At 63.4% G+C, this 18,177-nt stretch carries 17 protein-coding genes; 12 read left to right on the forward strand and 5 right to left on the reverse strand.

The genetic code is table 11. From position 1 onward, the window contains the following. Positions 1-9 precede the first annotated feature (9 nt). Genes EDE08_RS31485 through EDE08_RS31510 form a run of 6 tightly spaced genes read left to right on the forward strand, consistent with a single transcriptional unit; the run spans position 10 to position 5,831 of the window. Positions 10-1,929 (forward strand): N-acetylneuraminate synthase family protein, encoded by a 1,920-nt coding sequence (locus EDE08_RS31485; protein ID WP_245524934.1) that lies wholly within the window; start codon positions 10-12, stop codon positions 1,927-1,929. Continuing rightward, positions 1,929-2,618 (forward strand): acylneuraminate cytidylyltransferase family protein, encoded by a 690-nt coding sequence (locus tag EDE08_RS31490; protein ID WP_131872998.1) that lies wholly within the window; start codon positions 1,929-1,931, stop codon positions 2,616-2,618. The genes EDE08_RS31485 and EDE08_RS31490 overlap by 1 nt, the downstream gene beginning before the upstream one ends. Continuing rightward, positions 2,611-3,375, forward strand: a complete 765-nt coding sequence (locus tag EDE08_RS31495; RefSeq protein ID WP_131873000.1) for an SDR family oxidoreductase — start codon at positions 2,611-2,613, stop codon at positions 3,373-3,375. The genes EDE08_RS31490 and EDE08_RS31495 overlap by 8 nt, the downstream gene beginning before the upstream one ends. Beyond that, a complete protein-coding gene (locus tag EDE08_RS31500; protein ID WP_131873002.1) occupies positions 3,372-4,220 on the forward strand; it encodes a sugar phosphate isomerase/epimerase family protein in 849 nt (282 codons plus the stop codon). The genes EDE08_RS31495 and EDE08_RS31500 overlap by 4 nt, the downstream gene beginning before the upstream one ends. Beyond that, the gene (locus EDE08_RS31505) at positions 4,217-4,978 is read left to right on the forward strand and encodes an SDR family NAD(P)-dependent oxidoreductase (protein WP_131873004.1); all 762 of its coding nucleotides are present in this window, start codon (positions 4,217-4,219) and stop codon (positions 4,976-4,978) included. The genes EDE08_RS31500 and EDE08_RS31505 overlap by 4 nt, the downstream gene beginning before the upstream one ends. Before the next feature lie 13 nt (positions 4,979-4,991). Continuing rightward, positions 4,992-5,831 (forward strand): SDR family oxidoreductase, encoded by an 840-nt coding sequence (locus tag EDE08_RS31510; RefSeq protein ID WP_131873006.1) that lies wholly within the window; start codon positions 4,992-4,994, stop codon positions 5,829-5,831. 65 nt (positions 5,832-5,896) lie between these two features. Here EDE08_RS31510 and EDE08_RS31515 read toward each other — a convergent pair whose 3' ends face one another. Both EDE08_RS31515 and EDE08_RS31520 read right to left on the reverse strand, forming a co-directional pair. Continuing rightward, entirely contained in the window at positions 5,897-6,820 is a 924-nt protein-coding gene (locus EDE08_RS31515) for a hypothetical protein (RefSeq protein ID WP_131873008.1), read from the reverse strand. 10 nt (positions 6,821-6,830) lie between these two features. Then, entirely contained in the window at positions 6,831-7,517 is a 687-nt protein-coding gene (locus EDE08_RS31520) for a hypothetical protein (protein WP_245524935.1), read from the reverse strand. Positions 7,518-8,061: 544 nt separating this feature from the next. Here EDE08_RS31520 and EDE08_RS31525 point away from each other — a divergent pair. Further along, entirely contained in the window at positions 8,062-8,913 is an 852-nt protein-coding gene (locus EDE08_RS31525) for a class I SAM-dependent methyltransferase (RefSeq protein ID WP_165936288.1), read from the forward strand. Positions 8,914-8,955: 42 nt separating this feature from the next. On the opposite strand, the gene EDE08_RS31530 is transcribed toward EDE08_RS31525, so the two are convergent. Beyond that, positions 8,956-10,365, reverse strand: coding sequence for a DUF6418 domain-containing protein (locus EDE08_RS31530; RefSeq protein WP_131873014.1), 1,410 nt, complete (start codon positions 10,363-10,365; stop codon positions 8,956-8,958). Between the two features lie 10 nt (positions 10,366-10,375). After that, entirely contained in the window at positions 10,376-11,140 is a 765-nt protein-coding gene (locus EDE08_RS31535) for a hypothetical protein (protein ID WP_132042681.1), read from the reverse strand. Positions 11,141-11,677: 537 nt separating this feature from the next. Between EDE08_RS31535 and EDE08_RS31540 the strand changes: the two genes are divergently transcribed. The 5 genes from EDE08_RS31540 (at position 11,678) to neuB (ending at position 17,476) form a co-directional block, all read left to right on the forward strand. After that, positions 11,678-12,874, forward strand: a complete 1,197-nt coding sequence (locus tag EDE08_RS31540; RefSeq protein ID WP_165936289.1) for an HAD-IIIA family hydrolase — start codon at positions 11,678-11,680, stop codon at positions 12,872-12,874. Between the two features lie 140 nt (positions 12,875-13,014). Next, a complete protein-coding gene (locus tag EDE08_RS31545; protein WP_131873020.1) occupies positions 13,015-14,034 on the forward strand; it encodes an NAD-dependent 4,6-dehydratase LegB in 1,020 nt (339 codons plus the stop codon). Continuing rightward, positions 14,027-15,238: a LegC family aminotransferase gene (locus EDE08_RS31550; protein ID WP_131873022.1), complete on the forward strand. Its 1,212-nt coding sequence runs from the start codon at positions 14,027-14,029 to the stop codon at positions 15,236-15,238. The genes EDE08_RS31545 and EDE08_RS31550 overlap by 8 nt, the downstream gene beginning before the upstream one ends. Then, the gene (neuC, locus tag EDE08_RS31555) at positions 15,231-16,409 is read left to right on the forward strand and encodes a UDP-N-acetylglucosamine 2-epimerase (RefSeq protein WP_131873024.1); all 1,179 of its coding nucleotides are present in this window, start codon (positions 15,231-15,233) and stop codon (positions 16,407-16,409) included. The genes EDE08_RS31550 and neuC overlap by 8 nt, the downstream gene beginning before the upstream one ends. Beyond that, positions 16,406-17,476 (forward strand): N-acetylneuraminate synthase, encoded by a 1,071-nt coding sequence (gene neuB, locus EDE08_RS31560; protein ID WP_131873026.1) that lies wholly within the window; start codon positions 16,406-16,408, stop codon positions 17,474-17,476. Before neuC ends, neuB begins: the two co-directional genes overlap by 4 nt. On the opposite strand, the gene EDE08_RS31565 is transcribed toward neuB, so the two are convergent. Then, a complete protein-coding gene (locus tag EDE08_RS31565) occupies positions 17,473-18,084 on the reverse strand; it encodes an acetyltransferase (RefSeq protein ID WP_131873028.1) in 612 nt (203 codons plus the stop codon). The genes neuB and EDE08_RS31565 overlap by 4 nt on opposite strands. Positions 18,085-18,177 lie beyond the last annotated feature (93 nt).

Consider the following 18,177-nt stretch of genomic DNA (forward strand, 5'->3'; position numbering starts at 1 on the left):
AGAATGTTGATGACATCGCCCAAACAGTCTGCTCCGGTCCGCATTGGCAACCGTCTTCTGGGCGAAGGCGAACCCTGCTACGTCATCGCCGAAATCGGCAACAACCACAATGGCGACTTCGACCGCGCCATTGCGCTGGTCGATGCCGCGGTCGCGGCCGGGGCAGATTGCGCCAAATTCCAGATGCGCAAGCTGGACGAAGTCTATCGCGCCTCGAGCCTGTCTGGGAAGGACGACGACCTCGCCGTCGAATATACGCTCGATCTCCTTCGGCGCTTCGAGCTGCCGACCGCGCAGCAAAAGAAGATCGCCGAGTACTGCGCAGCCAAGGGGATCGAGTACCTCTGCACGCCCTGGGACGCGAAGAGCGTCGCCGTGCTCGAAGGCTTCGGTGTGCACGCCTACAAGATCGCCTCGGCCGACCTCACCAACCTGCCGCTGCTCGCCCGCCTCGCGGCCACCGGCAAGACGCTGATCGTCTCGACCGGCATGAGCACGACGGACGAGATCAAGGCAGCGGCGAAGTTCCTCGACGACCGCAATGCCAGCTACGTACTGCTGCATTGCCAGAGCACCTATCCGGCCGCGCTCCACAACATCCATTTGCGTTTCATGGAAACGCTGCACGAGATCCATCCAGTCGTCGGCTATTCCGGCCACGAGCGCGGCATTGCCGTTTCGACGGCCGCCGTCGCGCTTGGCGCCGTCGTCATCGAACGCCACATCACGCTCGATCGCGAGATGGAAGGTCCGGACCATGCCGCAAGTCTCGAGCCGGAGGAGTTCAAGGCGCTCGTCTCCGGCATTCGCGAAGTCGAGGCGGCGCGCGGCGAGAAGCTCGCCGAGCGCGCGCTGAGCCAGGGCGAGTTGATCAACCGCGAAAACCTCGCCAAGAGCCTGGTGGCCGCGCGCGACCTTCCGGCCGGTACGATGATCTCCGAGAGCGACATCGCCGTGAAGAGCCCGGGACAGGGCCTGTCGCCGCTGAAGATGCCGGCGCTGCTCGGCCGCAAGCTGACGCGGACGATGGCGGCGGACGACTATTTCTTCCAGAGCGACCTCAATGAAGGCGCCGCGAAGGCTCGACGCTACCGGTTCGACCGCCCCTGGGGCGTGCCGGTGCGCTATCACGATACCGAGCGCTTCCTGGAGATCTGCGAGCCCGACATCATCGAATTCCATCTCAGCTACAGCGACATGGAGCGCGATCCGGCGGCCTATCTCTCCGGCACCTATGATCTCGGCTTCGTCGTGCATGCGCCGGAGCTGTTTGCAGGCTCCAAGCTGATGGACCTCGCAACGCCCGACGAGGCGCTGCGGCGCTACTCGCTGGAGCAGACCCAAGCGGTGATCGACATCACCCGCAGCCTCAAGAAGTTCTTTCCCAAGACCAAGCGCCCGCCCATCGTCGCCAATATCGGCGGCTTCACTATGGACGAGCCGCTGCCGCCGGAGGAGAAGGCCGAGCGCTACCGCATCTTTGCGCAGAGCTTGACCGAGCTCGACATGGACGGCGTCGAGCTGACGCCGCAGACCATGGCCCCGTTCCCCTGGCATTTCGGCGGCCAGCGTCATCAGAACATCTTCATCTTCCCGGAGGAGTCGGCCGCATTCTGCGCCAAGCATGATCTGCGCATGTGCGTCGACATCTCCCACACCAAGCTCGCCGCCAATCATTTCGGCTTCGACTTTGCACAAGGCATCGCCCAGCTCGGGCCGCACACTGCACATCTGCATTTCGGCGACGCCAAGGGGCTCGACGGCGAAGGACTCCAGATCGGCGAGGGCGAGATCGATTTCGACGAAATCGGACAGGTGCTGCGCAAGCATGCGCCGACGGCGTCATTCATTCCCGAGATATGGCAGGGTCACAAGAACATGGGCGAAGGCTTCTGGACCGCGCTCGAGCGTCTCGAGGGACACATCTGATGGCGCGCAAGACGCTGGCCGTGATTGCCGCGCGCGGCGGCTCCAAGGGCATCCCGCACAAGAACCTGCTCGATCTCTGCGGCAAGCCGCTGATCGCCTGGACGGTCGAACAGGCGCGCGCCGCACGTGGCGTCGACGTGGTGGCGGTCTCGTCGGACAGTGACAATATCCTGGCCGCCGCCGAGGCCGCCGGCGCCGTCGGCGTGCGGCGTCCGGACGACATTTCGGGTGACCTCGCCTCCTCCGAATCCGCCTGGCTGCATGCCCTCGATGCGACCGAGGCGAGCATGGGCCGGTTCGAGCGCATCGTCGCACTTCAAGCCACATCGCCGATCCGCGAGCCCGGCGACATCGAGAACGCGCTAGCGACCTTCGATCGCGATCATCTCGACAGCCTGCTTTCGGTCTGCGAGGTCGAGGATTACTTCAACTGGCGGATCGGCGCGAACGGCCCGGAGCCGATCAACTACGATTATCGCAACCGCCGCATGCGGCAGCAGATCGAGAAGCGCTACCTCGAGAACGGCTCGTTCTACGTCCTTATCCCATCCCTCCTGCGCGAGCAGAACAATCGTCTCGGCGGCAAGATCGGCTTCCACGTGATGGAGCGTCACAAGATGTTCCAGATCGATCGTCCCGAGGACGTCAAGCTTTGCGCCGCCATCATGCGCAGTTACGGCTATGCCTGAGCTCAGCGCCTTCTCTCTCGCAGGCAAGATCGCGGTGGTCACCGGCGCCTCGCGAGGTATTGGCGCGGCGATTGCCAGCGGCCTGCAGGGTGCGGGTGCCAAGGTGTTCGGCCTCAGCCGGTCCGGGACCGCGCCGCAGGGCGTCATCGCCATTGCCTGCGATCTCTGCGACGACGAAGCGATCGACAACGCGTTCCGCGCCATTGCGGCAACAGCCGGACGCATCGACGCGCTCGTGAATGCCGCCGGCATCAGTCTTCCGGCCCAGAGCACCGAAAGCGAGCTCGCGCGCTTCCGCGCCACGATCGCAACCGATCTTACCGGCGTCTACACCACCATCCTCGCCGCCTATCCGCTCCTGAAGAACGCCGGCTCGGCCGCAATCGTCAACGTCACCAGCATCAACTCGATCCGAGGCTTTCCCGGCAATCCCGGCTACGTGGCGGCGAAGGCGGGCCTTGCCGGGCTGACGCGGGCACTCGCCGCCGACTACGCACCCGACGGCATCCGCGTCAACGCGCTTGCACCGGGATATGTCGCAACAGAGATGACCGCGAAGAGCTTTGCCGATCCGGTCATGCACGAAGACAGGCGCCGCCACACCATGCTCGGCCGCTGGGGGCAGCCCGCCGACATGATCGGCGCCGCCATCTTCCTGGCGTCGGACGCCTCCGCCTACGTGACCGGCCAGGAAATCTTCGTCGATGGGGGCTGGACCACCAAGGGTCTCGCCATCAGCTCGGATAGCACATCGTGACCGCAACATTGCAACGCATCGGCTTCATGCAGGGACGCCTGTCGGCACTGGTCGACGGCAAGATCCAGGCGTTCCCGTGGAATGAATGGCGCGAGGAATTTCCCCGCGCCAAGGCGCTCGGCCTGACGCGGATGGAATGGACCATCGATCAGGAGCGGCTGCGGGAGAACCCGCTCACGACCGAGCCGGGACAACAGGAGATTCTGACACTGTCGCGGGAGAACGGTGTGCGCATCCCGAGCTTGACCGGCGATTGTTTCATGCAGGCACCGTTCTGGAAGGTCGATGCCGTGGTACGCGACGCACTCGTCGCCGACCTCGACCTCCTGATCGCCGCCTGCAGCCGGATCGGCATCGAATTCGTCGTGATCCCGCTGGTCGACAACGGCAAGATCGAGCGACAGAGCGAGAGCGATACGTTGAAGCGCGTGCTGCTCGCGCGTTCGGAGACACTTGCAAGGCGCAATGTCAGGATCGTCTTCGAGTCCGATCTGCCCCCGCGCGAGCTCGCCCGGTTCATGGAGGCGTTTCCGGCGGAGGTCTTCGGCATCAACTACGACAGCGGCAACAGCGCTTCGCTCGGCTACGACAGCGCCGAGGAGATCGATGCCTACGCACCGCGCATTCTCAACGTGCATGTGAAGGATCGTGTCAGGGGCGGCACCACCGTGCCGCTCGGCACCGGCAATGCCGACCTGGCGAAGACGATCCGTCTGATCGAGCGCTCCGGCTACAAGGGACAGTACATTCTGCAGACCGCGCGAGCCAGCGACGGCGATCACGCAGGTGCGCTGGCGAAATATCGCGACATGACGGTTCGCTGGATCGAGGACGCAGCGCGATGAAGCTCGAGCTGAACGATCGCGTCGCCCTCGTCACCGGCGCCAGCCGTGGGATCGGGCTTGCGATCGCAACGACCCTCGCAGCGGAAGGTGCCAAGGTCGCGCTCGCCGCGCGCGGCACAGATGCGCTGGATGCCGCACGAGCCGCGGTCGGCGGCAGCACATCGGTACACGTGGCCGATGTCACCGATCCGGCTGCCGCGGCGACGCTGATGCAGGAGGTCGAACGGCGGTGGGGGCGCCTCGACATCCTCGTCTGTAACGTCGGCAGCGGCGCTTCCGTGCCGCCCGGGAAGGAAACTGCGGCGGAGTGGGCGCGGGTGATGGATCTCAATCTCTTCGCCACGACCAACATGATCGAGGCCGCCCGGCCGTTGATGGCGCGCGGCAGCGGCGACCGGGCCATCGTCTGCATCTCTTCGATCGCAGGCATGGCGGCGCTTGGCGCGCCCGTCACCTACTACGCCGCAAAAGCCGCGCTGAATGCGACCGTGCGCGGCCTGGCCCGGCCGCTGGCGCTCGAAGGCATCCGCATCAATGCGGTGGCACCCGGCAACATCCTGGCCGCAGACGGCACCTGGGCGCGCAAGCTCACCGAGGACAGCGCTGCGGTCGAGGAGATGCTCATCCGCGACGTGGCGCTGCGCCGGCTGGGCAAGCCGGAGGAGGTCGCCGATCTCGTCGCCTTTCTCGTCTCGCCCCGCGCTTCATTCATCACCGGCAGCGTGATGGTCGCCGACGGCGGCCAGTTGCGTAGCTGAACAGGAGCCTCCGATGGCAAGCCCGTCCTCACGCTATGACCTGACCGGCCGCACCGCTCTCGTGACCGGCGCAGGCGGCCTGCTCGGGCGGCAGCATGTCGCCGCGCTTTCGGAAGCGGGCGCGCGCGTCGTCGTCACCGATGTCGGGCTTGCGCAGGCCGAAGCAGCCGTTGCCGCGCTCAAGCAGAACGCGCCGTCCGCCGACCTGATCGCGCTTGCGATCGACGTCACCACACTTGACTCGGTGCGGGCCGCAAACGAGCAACTTTCCGGCCGCGGCGTCTCCATCGACATCCTCGTCAACAACGCGGCGATCGACCCCAAGGTGACCTCCGCACCCGGCGTGATGCATTCTTCCCGCTTCGAGGCGTTTCCGGTGCCACAATGGCAGACCGAGATCGCCGTGGGCCTGACCGGCGCGATGCTATGCGCGCAGGTGTTCGGCGGCGCGATGGCCAAACGCGGTCGCGGCGTGATCCTCAACATCGCCTCCGATCTCGGCGTGATCGCGCCGGACCAGCGAATCTACCGCCAGCCACAGGTGACACACGAGGAGGAGCAGCCGGTGAAACCCGTGACTTACTCGGTGATCAAGCACGGCCTGATCGGGTTGACGAAATATCTGGCGACCTATTGGGCCGACCACGGCGTCCGCGTCAACGCGATCTCGCCCGGCGGCGTCTTCAACAACCAGGATCCCGCGTTCGTCGAGCGACTGACGCGCCTGATTCCCATGGCTCGCATGGCCGATGCCGACGAATACCGCGCTGCGGTGCAGTTCCTCTGCTCCGACGCCTCGAGCTACATGACCGGGCAGAACCTGGTGATCGACGGCGGGAGAAGCGTGTGGTAGCGGCGGCACTATCTCTCGTAACGGAGGCGAGACAACACTGCGCTGCGCTCCGATGATCGATTTCCCTAATGCTGCAAAATACCAGCGAGGTTCATATGCGCTGGCCGCGAATGCTCGATACCCAGCAGTGTTCTCCGGTTGTCGTTCGTGCGCTGTAGATGCAGACTCGCGAGCGTGACGCCTACGCAGGTCGTGACGGTGGACCCGCGGCCGCCGAACGGCTTTAGGAAGTCGAACACCCGACTGCCGAACATGTCGACGACCGACATCTCGCGCGCCCCGAGCGGCGGAATCTCGCCGAAATCGGCCTCGATCTGCTCGCCATCCTCGCGGATCAGCTTCGATGTCGGCCGCGCCGCATGAGCATATTCGGGATCGGAGGAGTGATTGATCAGCATCAGACTGCTGACGATGTCGCTGGTCGCAATGATCTTCGGATTGATCCCGGTGAACCCGACATGCGCCTTGAGTCTGCCTTCGTTCAAGGGCCGGGCAAAGGCTCCGGTGCGATAGATCGCGACGTTGTCCTGATCGACATAGGTCATCGAATAGCTGGCAGGCGAGGATCGGAAGCCGTCCATACGCCCGCGCGACATCACGGCGATGACCAGATAATCCTCCTGTGGCAGCTTGAGCGAGGCGAAAAGACGCGACAGCTCGATCTCGACGGAGGAACCCGGCGCATAATTGTCCGGAAACTCGTAGGTTGCCCGGTACTCGCCGTCGCGGGACAGGATGTGCAGCTTGAACCTGAGCTTCTTGCTGAAGCCCGAGGCGACCAGGCTGGCGAGTTCGGGAACGAGATCCTTGACTGTTTCGCGGAAATTCTTGCGCAGACTGCCGGCGACGAGGCTGCGGAGATACCTGATGTCGACGGGGCGATACCAAGCAGGGATCGAGAAACCCATGCGCGACTCGACACCCGCAAAGGTCGGGAACATGAATCTGGGCTCGTAGGGCTTCCAGGGACTGGACGAGAAACGTGTCACGGACGCGCCCCTAAAAATGATGCAAGCTGAATTTGCCGTTGGCAAACTCATAATAGCTGAACGGGCTGGCGATGTTGGTGCCCTTGAACTCCAGAGCGAAACCTTCGGCCGCGCCGATCAACCTTTCAGCCTCGGGGAAAAGATCGAGCGTGCTGATGCGGACGGCTCCCATCGGCGCGATCTCCGGCAGCGCGCGCTGGCCCAATGCGGTGCCATCAAGGGCCATGAGCCGGGCGGTCCCAACCGAGACGCCCTCGGGCGCCATGCAGGAGTTCACGAGCACCACGCCGGACTCCTTCAGGAATCGCGTAAGATAGGATTGCATCCAGGCTGAGGTCGGGAACGGCGCGGCCGCCACGGGTTCGCGCTCGTGTGACAATGTCACCGCACCGTGCTGCGAGAAATATTGTGCATAATAGCCGGTGGTCACCTTCCGGCCGGGACGAAGCTTGGTCTCGTGTTTCGGGACCAGCGCCATCGCCACCGTTCCCGAAACCTGCGGACACAGCTCCGAAGTCTGCAACTGCAGCTGTCCGTTGACGCCGAGCTCCCTGTGGAAATACCCGGCCTGCGTGCCCGCTCCGTCGAAGAGCCAGACATGCGCGTCCACTTCCGGATGATCATTCATAAAGACCGAGAAGTAGTTGAATGCGCAGACTTGCGTCGTGACGGTCTCGTCGTTGCGCAGGTAGAGCACCGCGGGCGGATAACCTCTCGCGACGGCCTCTCCGATCTGCAGTTCACCGGACATTCGACAAGACTCGGCGGGAGAGCAATGGACCGGCACAGACCAAATCGACCGGCAGCTTTCGACAAACCATACGCGATTTTCCGGCCCGCATGCTGAAACGTCGACGTAATTTGAGCGTCTGTTTACGCTCAGCCGACCGTGGAATCAACCGGGAATGGCGCCACGCCGAGCTGTTCCGAAGACACGGCTCGCCACGAGCACGTCAGCAGCTTGGAGGGCAACCTGCGGCCGCGACGTAGCCGGAGGAGGCACTTCGACCTCGGTCGGACTTGCTCCTGAGCCTGCTCCACAACCTTGCGTTGCGCTTGCGGCTCTTATATGATCAAAGCTGGCTATGCGATTTGGTACCCGCCTGAACAGCCGGATCAGGGCCCATCCTGGACATCCACCATGCTTCGACGACCGTTCGTCAGCACCATGCCAACCACGACGTCCATTCAATCGAGGAATCACTGACGTGCGCTGGCAGACAAAGGCGCGAGCGTTCTCGGTGCTGTCGAACATCCCCTTTGGCGAAGACATCCACTACGCGCTGCAGCGCTACGTCACACGACGGCTGCCGCGGCCCGAAAAGCAGGTCAAATCCGTCTACACGCTCGCGCAGCGGCTGCTGGGCGTTCACCAAGCGTACAGTCTGCGACCGCTACGGGATTCGACCTGCTTCGAGTTCGGCACCGGGCGCGATCTGATCATTCCGCTCGCCTTCAGCGCGCATGGAGTGCAGCGCTTCATCACGGTCGACATCGCGCGCTTGGCCAAGCTGGAGCTGATCCGCTCCAATGCCGCCATCATTTCCAGACTCAGCGGCAACAGCCACCCCGATATCAATTCCCTTGACGACCTCGAACGTTCCTGGAGGATCGACTATCGTGCGCCAGCCGATGCCCGGACGACAGGCCTGCCGGCCGGTTCGATCGACTGCGCGGTCTCCGTCGAAACGCTCGAACACATTCCCAAGGATGACATCGCCGCGATCTTGAAGGAGCTGCGACGCATCATGCGTCCTGACGGACTGGCCCTCATGCAGATCGACTATGGCGACCACTTCAAAGGCTTCGATCCGTCCATCAGCTCGTTCAACTTTCTGACCTATTCCGAGGAGGATTGGGCGCCCTTCCAGTCGCGCTTCCAGTACGTCAATCGTTTGCGCCACAGCGAGTATCTGAAACTATTTAGAGAGGCCGGGTTCGAGCTACTCAGCGATCAGCCCGATCGTCGGCCGCCGGAGCGGCATGTTCTGGAACGATTGGCACCATGCTTCAGAGGCTTCTCCGAAGAGGATCTGTTCACGCTTGGCGCCCTGATCGTCGGCCGTCCGGACGATCCATCGAACAGAAACTGAAGATCGCCGTTTGCTCATTGCTTGGTGGAATTGAGGGCTGTGTCAGGGCAATTGCGGACGTCGCACCACAAAGCGGCGAAACAATCGAGTCCTGTCGCCCAGCACCCACGGAAGAATGGGCGCCCGCTCCTCGATAATGATTGCCGCAAACAGCGCAGCAATCTTCACCCAATATGTCGGCGTCGCGACAAAGTTCAGCATGCCGCCGATGTACATCACGTAGATGCCGTACAGCACGTAAAAAGATAGAGCCGCCGTCAGATATCGTTCGACGATGATTGACCGGATCATGACAGCTGAGAGGAGCGCAGTGAGCCAACCGGCCCCCAGCAGGAAGATCCAGCCGAAATAAGGACCAAGCAGTTCGAAGAAAATTTCGGGAAACCCGCCCGCGAACTGAAAACCGCCTGTGATGTGTTCCGTCGTCCGCGGCTCACCAATGGTTTCGGACATCAGAAGCTGCGGGGTCGTGTTCCGTCCCGCAACGATGGGGCGGTCGAACAGGAAATCGAAGACGTGGCGCGCGTCCCAATCTCCGTTGACCAGAACGCGTTGATAGGACGCCCATCCTATCTCCGAGGGCTGCACCAGAACACGCTCGACAAAAGCATCCAGCGCCGCCTGACCTTCGAACCCTCGGACTCTGGTCAGATTCCAATAGAGTGCGAATGCAATCATCATGGCCGTCAGCACAATGACGCCGGTGCCGGCCAGCACGATACGGCGGTCGCTAATCCGGGGCAGCAAGCTGAACAAACTTGCGCTCCCGAGATCTCGCGCCTGAACGATCAGCACCGCGGAAAACGGTATGACAAAGAACGCACAATATCGGTAGAACGGCGAGAAGCGGCCGCCTGCGAGAAACATGTAGAAGGTGAGGACGGCCAGCAAACCCACGAAGCGATAATCGTATCGCTGGCGTCGCAATCGCTCGGCCACAAACATGGTCCCCCACCAGAAGCAGAGCATGTCCCCTCGCTCGACCACCAAGCGATGGAGGAAGCTGGCCTGCTCGTTGAAGGTCCAACGCTCGATCTTGGCAAACAACGGAATGACACCTCCCTGAATCAGGGCACCGAAAAGCAGGATCAAGAAGAGGACGGACGCGTAGAACGTGACGTCCGAAAGGGTCAGTTGAGATTGGGACGCAGGCAGCCCGGGAGTTGGAGCCGCCCGCGCCCATTCATCGAGCGCCCTCGAATTGAAGACCCAGAGGAAGGGAAGAAGCGTCAGAAAATACGCAATCGACTGGAACACCGTCATGACGCCGGGTCCAATGAACATCTGAAGCTGGGACGAGAACACGGGCCCCATGAGATCGATATAGAGCGACGAGATCGTCCGCCATGCGAAGGTAAACAAAAGGAAGGCAAGACAAACGAGGATCGCCGACCTGAACAGCCCCAGCCAGACGACGAAGAGGAGTATGGAGGCTCCAGCCAGAATGGTCATTGCCGAAGTCCTAACCCAGACGCGCCGGCCGCCTCAGAAAGAAGGTCAAAAGACCGATGAAAAGCAGAATACCCAAGCCCGCCAGGATGGCTCTTTGCACGAGATTGACTTCCCTCGGCCCTTCCGTCGCGGGAGACAAGCCATCTTGCGGCCCCGTCATCTTCACGGTGCGTTCGATATAAGCTAGCAGAGCAATGCGCGTATCAACATTGAGCATCCTGTCGACCGAAGCCCCTGGACTCTCCACGAAAGCAGCCCCGATGGAACCCCCGTCCGGCCGAGCCGGCGCCAAGTCCATACTGCTCTTTCTCAATGCATCGTTGAGCAGCACTCTCGCATCTTGCAGGCGCGCGCGCACCGAATGCAACAACTCCATCCTCGGCTCGAATATTCTCTGGTGTGCGGCCTGGATCGCGAGAACAGCCTGTTGAAGCAGGGTCGCCGCCTCCTCCTTCGAGGCGGCGCTCGCCTCCAGGCGGATCGACGAATCGCCAACAACGATCCCGCGCAATGAGGCTCCGCCGAATGCCCCACGCGAGTCGGGAAGCGCCTTGCGAGCATCGGCCAGAACAGTGCTCTGAAATTGGACCGCTCCGATTCGCGTCACCAGATCACGGGCACTCTCCACGGGTTCAACTCCTGCCCCAGCGAGCCCGAGAATACTTTGAAGGGTGGGCATTGTACCAATCGCGATCGTCGAGGTCGCGGTCCAGGATTCCACCTTCCGGCCGACGGCAAGGGAGCCAAGAGCAGCCAACAGGATCGCCCCGATCATGAGCGAAAGGACCCAATGTTTCCGCGCTGCTCGGACAGCAACATGGAACCATCTCGCGAGCTGCAGAAACGCTGGAGCTCGCGGCGTACGCTCGGCCATCGGCATGTGACTCTTGTCCCCGGCAACCCCCACAACACGGAAGGGGAACCCGGTCATTATCATACTGAGCTATCTCTGGTTGATCAATCGGCCCATGGCCAAGGGATCTCGATGAGCGACCCTCGTATGATCGCCCGCCTCCGCCCCGACCGGTTCGTTCGACAAGAGAATCCACGACTCCTCCCTTGCTCGTTGCCTCCGGGCGCCGCTAAGCGTAAACAGAGCCCGCAACAGTTCCTGTCGCAGCGGGCAGCTTGCCATTGACGGGCGTTGGTGCGGGGGCTTTTCACTCAGTGTCGCGTTCGCCAAGCGTTTGTCGAGGATCGACCGACGTTGGGAGACGATCCGGCCACTACGGCTCGATCCAACGAGAGCAAGAACCTTGAGACAGACATTTGCTGCTCACCTTCGACTGAGGTGCCGATTGGGAGAGCCGACGTGCTGAGACAGGCTGTCGTCCTCGTCGGGGGACTCGGCACCCGCCTCGGCGAACGCACCAAAACCGTGCCGAAGCCGATGCTCGATGTTGGCGGCAGGCCGTTTCTCGACACGCTGCTCGACGAACTGGTACGTTACGGCGTGTTCGATGAAATTCTTCTGCTTGCGGGCCACAAGGCGGAGATCGTCGAGACGCACTACGCCGCGGCCGCCAGGGGATCGACGCGAATCATCGTGTCGCGCGAGCCCGAGCCGCTCGGCACCGGCGGTGCGCTCGTGCATGCGCGCGACCTTCTGCATGACCGGTTCCTGTTGCTCAACGGCGACTCCCTGTTCGATTTCAACCTGCTCGACCTGATCATGCGCGCCCAAGGGGGACGCGTTCACATGGCACTGCGCGACGCCGTCGTCGGGGACCGCTATGGACGCGTCGTCCTCGACGGTGACGTGGTGCGTGACTTCATCGCCCCGGGTGTGGGTGCCACCGGACCGGTCAATGCCGGCATCTACGTCATCGACAAGTCCGTTCTTGCCGACATCACAACGCTTCCCGCCTCGCTCGAGCAGGACGTTTTTCCTGGCCTGACCAAGTCCGGCGCGCTGCGCGGCACGGCCTATCGCGGTTACTTCATCGACATCGGCATTCCCGACGACTTTGCGCGCGCCGACCGCGAATTGCGGGACAAGCTGCGACGGCCGGCCGTGTTTTTCGATCGCGACGGCGTGCTCAACCATGATTCGGGATACACTTTCGAGACGCACAGGCTCGAATGGATCGAGGGCGCACGCGAGGCCGTGAAGGCCGTCAACGACGCCGGCTATTTTGCCTTCGTCATCACCAATCAGTCCGGGGTCGCACGCGGCTATTACGAGGAGCATCACGTGGTCGCGCTGCACCGCTGGATGGCGGACCAGATGGCGCTGATCGGTGCGCATGTCGATGCATTCGAATATTGCCCCGATCACCCCGAAGGAACCGTCGCGCGCTATTGCCGCACGAGCGACCGGCGCAAGCCGGCGCCGGGCATGATCACCGATCTCGCACAGCGCTTTCCGGTCGACATGACGCGCAGCATGGTGATCGGCGACAAGCAGAGCGACATCGAAGCCGCTCGTGCGGCCGGCCTCGCGGGCCACTTGTTCGAGGGCGGCAACCTGGAGACCTTCGTGAGACAGCGCCTCATCCCGGCCGGCTAGGCCTAGGCGCGCGTCACGAAAACTGCTGCATCCCCGGGCATTTGGCAGCTTTCTGGCGCTGCTCTGTTGCGCGCAACCGCCAGTGTGCTATAGCGCCATCTTGTTGCGAACACAGGCTTAATCGCCTTCTGGGGTCCGGCATGGCAGATCTAAGGGACGCCCGCGTCCTCGTTACCGGCAGCGACGGCTTCATCGGTTCGCATGTCGTCGAGGAGCTGGTGAAGGCCGGGGCACGCGTCAAGGCGATCGTCTACTACAACTCCTTCAATTCCTGGGGCTGGTTGGACACGGTTCCCGCCGACATCATGAAGTCCGTGGAGGTGGTCGCCGGCGACATCCGCGATCCGCACTTCATGATCGCAACCGCCAGTGGCTGCACCGACGTGCTGCACCTGGCTGCACTGATCGCGATTCCCTTCTCCTACGTCGCGCCCGACTCCTATGTCGACACCAATGTGAAGGGCACAGTGAACGTGCTCCAGGCGGCGCGCATGGCGGGCGTGCGGCGATTCGTGCAGACCTCGACCAGCGAGGTCTACGGCACGGCGCAGATCGTCCCGATCAAGGAGAACCATCCGCTGGTTGGCCAGTCACCCTACTCGGCCTCGAAGATCGCATCCGACCAGATGGCGCTGTCGTTCCACGCCTCGTTCGACATGCCGGTCGTCGTGATCCGCCCGTTCAACACCTTCGGCCCCCGGCAGTCGGCGCGCGCGGTGATTCCGACCATCATCAGCCAGATCGCGACCGGCAAGCGCAAGATCCGTCTCGGCGCCGTCAGTCCGACGCGGGACTTCTCCTTCGTCACCGATACCGCGCGCGGCCTCATCGCGGGACTTACCGCGCCGGCCGAGCAATGCGTCGGCCAGACCATCAATCTCGGCAGCGGCTTCGAGATCTCGGTCGGCGCGACCGTCGAGATGATCGCCGATGTCATGGGGACCACGATCGAAATCGAGACCGACGAGGCGCGCCTCCGTCCCGCCAACAGCGAGGTCGAGCGGCTCTGGGCCGACAATTCCAAGGCACGCCAGCAGCTCGGTTGGAGCCCTGAATTCGGCGGTGTCGAGGGCATGCGTCGCGGCATGGTCAAGACCGTCAACTGGTTCACCAATCCCGCAAACCTCAACCGCTACAAGGCTGACGTCTACAATGTCTGAGGTGATGGTAGGCAATGTCGTGACCGGCTCAGACTTCAAGCCGGAGACGATCGTCGACGCCGTGCGGCACGCGGTGGGAACGCCGAACGGCGTGCTCGGCCTGCACGAACCGGTGTTCGCCGGAAACGAGATCGCCTACCTCGAAGAGTGCATCAAGAGCACCTTCGTTTCCTCGGTCGGTCCCTTTGTCGATCGGTTCGAGCGCATGCTGGAGGAGGTCACCGGCGCCAAACGCGCGGTCGCCGTCGTCAATGGTACGGCCGCGTTGCATGCCTGCTTCAGGCTCGCCGGCGTCGAGCCCGGCGACGAGGTCATCTCCCCAGCGCTGACCTTCATCGCGACGACGAACGCGATCGCCTATTGCGGAGCAACGCCGCATTTCGTCGACAGCTCGCTTGCCACGCTCGGCATGGATCCCGGCGCACTCGCGGTGCGCCTCGGGGCGGTTGCGGAGCGGACCGCAAGAGGCACGATCAATCGCGAGACCGGACGCCGCATCGCGGCGATCTCGCCGATGCACACGTTCGGGCATCCCGTCGCACTCGACGAGATCGCAGCGATCGCACACGACTGGGGCATCGCGCTGGTGGAGGATGCCGCGGAATCGCTCGGCTCGACCTACAAGGGTCACGCCGTCGGATCGCAGGCGCGGCTCGCGGCGCTGAGCTTCAACGGCAACAAGATCGTCACCACCGGCGGCGGCGGCGCCATCCTCACCAATGACGAGGAGCTGGGGCGCCGCGCCAAGCATCTCACCACGACCGCGAAGCTGCCGCACAAATGGGCCTTCGTGCACGACGAGATCGGCTTCAACTACCGCCTGCCCAACCTGAACGCCGCGCTCGGTTGCGCCCAGCTCGAGCAGCTCGACGGCTTCCTGGCGAGCAAGCGCCGGCTGGCGGCCACCTATGAACGTGCGTTCGCGCATGTCCCGGGGGTACGCTTCTCGCGGGAGCCGAAGGACACTACGAGCAACTACTGGCTGAACGCGGTCCTGCTCGACGAAGCGCATGCCGAGCGGCGCGACGACGTGCTCACGGCACTGAACGAGGCCGGCTTCGGCGCGCGCCCGGCCTGGACGTTGATGCACAGGCTGCCGATGTTCGCGCAAGGCCCGCGCGGCGATCTTTCCACCGCGGAATCCATAGAACGCCGGCTGATCAACCTGCCCAGCAGCGCCAGCATCAGGCCCCGCGATGACTAGTCGCGCACGAAAAATCTGCTTCGTCACCGGCAGCCGGGCCGATTTCGGCCTGCTGGTCTGGCCGATGCGCGCAATCCGTCAGACGCCAGGCCTGACGTTTCAGCTCATCGCCACCGGCATGCATCTCGCGCCAGAGTTCGGCTACACCTTCAACTCCATCCGCGAGGAAGGTTTCGAGGTTGACGAGCGCATCGAGACGCTGCTGAGCAGCGATACCGGCGCCGGAGTCGCCAAATCGGTCGGACTCGGCGTGATCGGTTTTGCCGACGCCTTCACGCGGTTACAGCCGGATCTCGTGGTCGTGCTCGGCGACCGCTTTGAGATGTTCGCGGCCGCGCAGGCCGCGATGTTCATGCGACTGCCGATGGCGCATCTGTTCGGCGGAGACGTCACCGAAGGCGCTGTCGACGAATCCACGCGCCACGCGATCAGCAAGATGGCGCATCTGCATTTCACCAGCAATCAAGGCTCGACGCGGCGATTGATGCAGCTTGGCGAGCACCCGTCCCGCATCCATACCATCGGCTCGGTCGGCATCGACGCCATCAAGCATCTCGGTCTGATGAACCGCGACGACATAGGCGACGCGATCGGGATGCCGCTCGGCGAACGCAATGCACTCATCACGTTTCACCCCGTCACGGTCGAAGCCGGGCGGTCGGTGGCCGAGTTGGATGAGTTGTTTGCAGCCCTGTCGACACTCGATCCCGCCTTCCGTCTTGTCTTCACGCTCGCCAATGCCGATGCCGAAGGGCGCGCGCTGAACGATCGGACCAAGGCCTTCGCGGCGCGCCGGCCAAACACGATCGCGGTCGCCTCGCTCGGGCAGCTCCGTTACCTCAGCCTGATGAGCCAAGTAGACCTGGTGATCGGCAACTCCTCGAGCGGTGTGCTCGAAGCACCCTCCTTCGGCGTTCCCACGGTGGATATCGGCGACCGTCAGAAGGGGCGTGAGCGCGCGGCCTCGGTGTTTCATGCAGCGCCCGAACGTGGCGCAATTGCCGCCGCGATCTCGGCAGGACTCCAGCGTGGCCGCGAAGCCACCGTCAACCCCTACGGCGACGGCGAATCCAGCCGGCGATTTGCCGACATTATCGCCGCCATCCCCGATTTCAGGCGGCTTCTGGCCAAGGGCTTTTACGAACTTCCCGCAAGCGGAGCGCGGCCATGACGACGCACACGCTGATCATCGCGGAAGCCGGGGTCAATCACGACGGCAGCCTGGAAAAGGCGCTGGCTTTGGTCGATGCGGCAGCCGATGCCGGAGCCGACATCGTCAAGTTCCAGACCTTCAATGCAAAGGCATTGGCGGGCGGCGCGGCGAAGAAGGCCGACTATCAGCAGCGCACCACCGATGCCGGCGAGAGCCAGCTGGCCATGCTGGAACGTCTCGAACTGCCGCAGGCTGCGCATGAGACGCTGATCGCGCGCGCCAAGGAGCGCGGCATCGAGTTTCTGTCGACGCCGTTCGATAATGCTTCGCTCGACTTCCTTTTGTCTCTGAGATTGTCGCGCCTCAAGATTGGTTCGGGCGACCTCACCAATGCGCCGCTGCTCCATGCAGCGGCGAGAGGCGGCGCCATGCTGATCCTATCGACCGGCATGGCAACACTCGGCGAGGTTGAGGAAGCGCTGGGTGTATTGGCCCATGGCTATGCGCAACGCAACGATCCCGCAGGCGTCGCCTCGTTCCGCGCAGCATGGCGCGATCCGGCGGCACGCGCCGCGGTGGCGCGGCACGTCAGCCTGCTTCACTGCACGACCGAATATCCCTGCCCCATCGCCGATGTGAACCTCGCCGCGATGGCGACGATGCGATCTGCATTCCAGCTTCCGGTCGGTTATTCCGATCACACCGATGGGTTCGAGATTTCGGTCGCCGCGGTCGCGCTCGGCGCGAGCATCGTCGAAAAGCACCTGACGCTGGATCGCAATGCGCTCGGCCCCGACCACGCAGCTTCACTCGAGCCGGACGATTTCAAGCGCATGGTCGGCGCCATTCGCAATGTCGAGACCGCGCTCGGCGACGGCGTGAAGACGCCGAAGGAATCCGAAATCAGGAACGTCCCGGTGGCGCGCAAAAGCATCGTGGCGGCGCGCGCGCTGAGGGCCGGCGAGATCATCGGACCGGCCGACATCACGGCCAAGCGGCCTGGCACCGGGCGGCCGCCGATCGATTATTGGTCCTTGATCGGAACGGCGGCGCCGCAGGCGCTTGACCCGGACGACCCGGTTTAACGACGAGGCTTGGCAGGAACCCCGCGCAGCACGGACCCGGGCGGCCATGAAGCCGTAACGACGGAACCCATCGCCACCAGCGCATCATTGCCAATGGAAATGTGATCGCGGACCCGGCTGCCGAGCCCCACAAAGGAGTTGTCGCCGATCTCTGCACCGCCGCCAACCACGGTTCCGGGGGACAGATGCGTGCAGTGCCCCACTCGCACATCGTGCTCGACGACCGCGCCGGAATTGATGATGCAGTGATGGCCGATCATGCTGCGTGCATTGACGATCGCACCCGGCATGATGACGCTGCCCGCGCCGATCGTTGCCGAAGGCGAGACGAACGCGCGCGGATGGATCACCGTCGCCCAGCGCTTGAGCTGCAGCCGGCCGATCAATTGCCGGCGCGCGGGCCCCGCCTGCATCGTTCCGATCCCGACCACGAAGGCGGCATCCGGATAGTTGGGCGCAACGTCATCGGTTCCGAGGTAGCGCGCATTGCCCAGGGTACCCGGCTGGCGATCGAGGAAACCGACGACGTTGAACTGGCCCGACAGGAGAGCGGCCTCATAGACCATGAAGGCATGCTCGCCGCCACCGATGATGATGAGATCGTCCATCGCGTTTCCCCTGCACAGACCAATCTTAGCGACGGGGCTGCGGTACTTCAAACCGACGGGGCCCGGCCGGAAAACACGGGTATTAACAAGGTC

Origin of the sequence: Bradyrhizobium sp. R2.2-H, from assembly GCF_004346455.1 — a bacterium.
Taxonomy (GTDB): domain Bacteria; phylum Pseudomonadota; class Alphaproteobacteria; order Rhizobiales; family Xanthobacteraceae; genus Bradyrhizobium; species Bradyrhizobium diversitatis.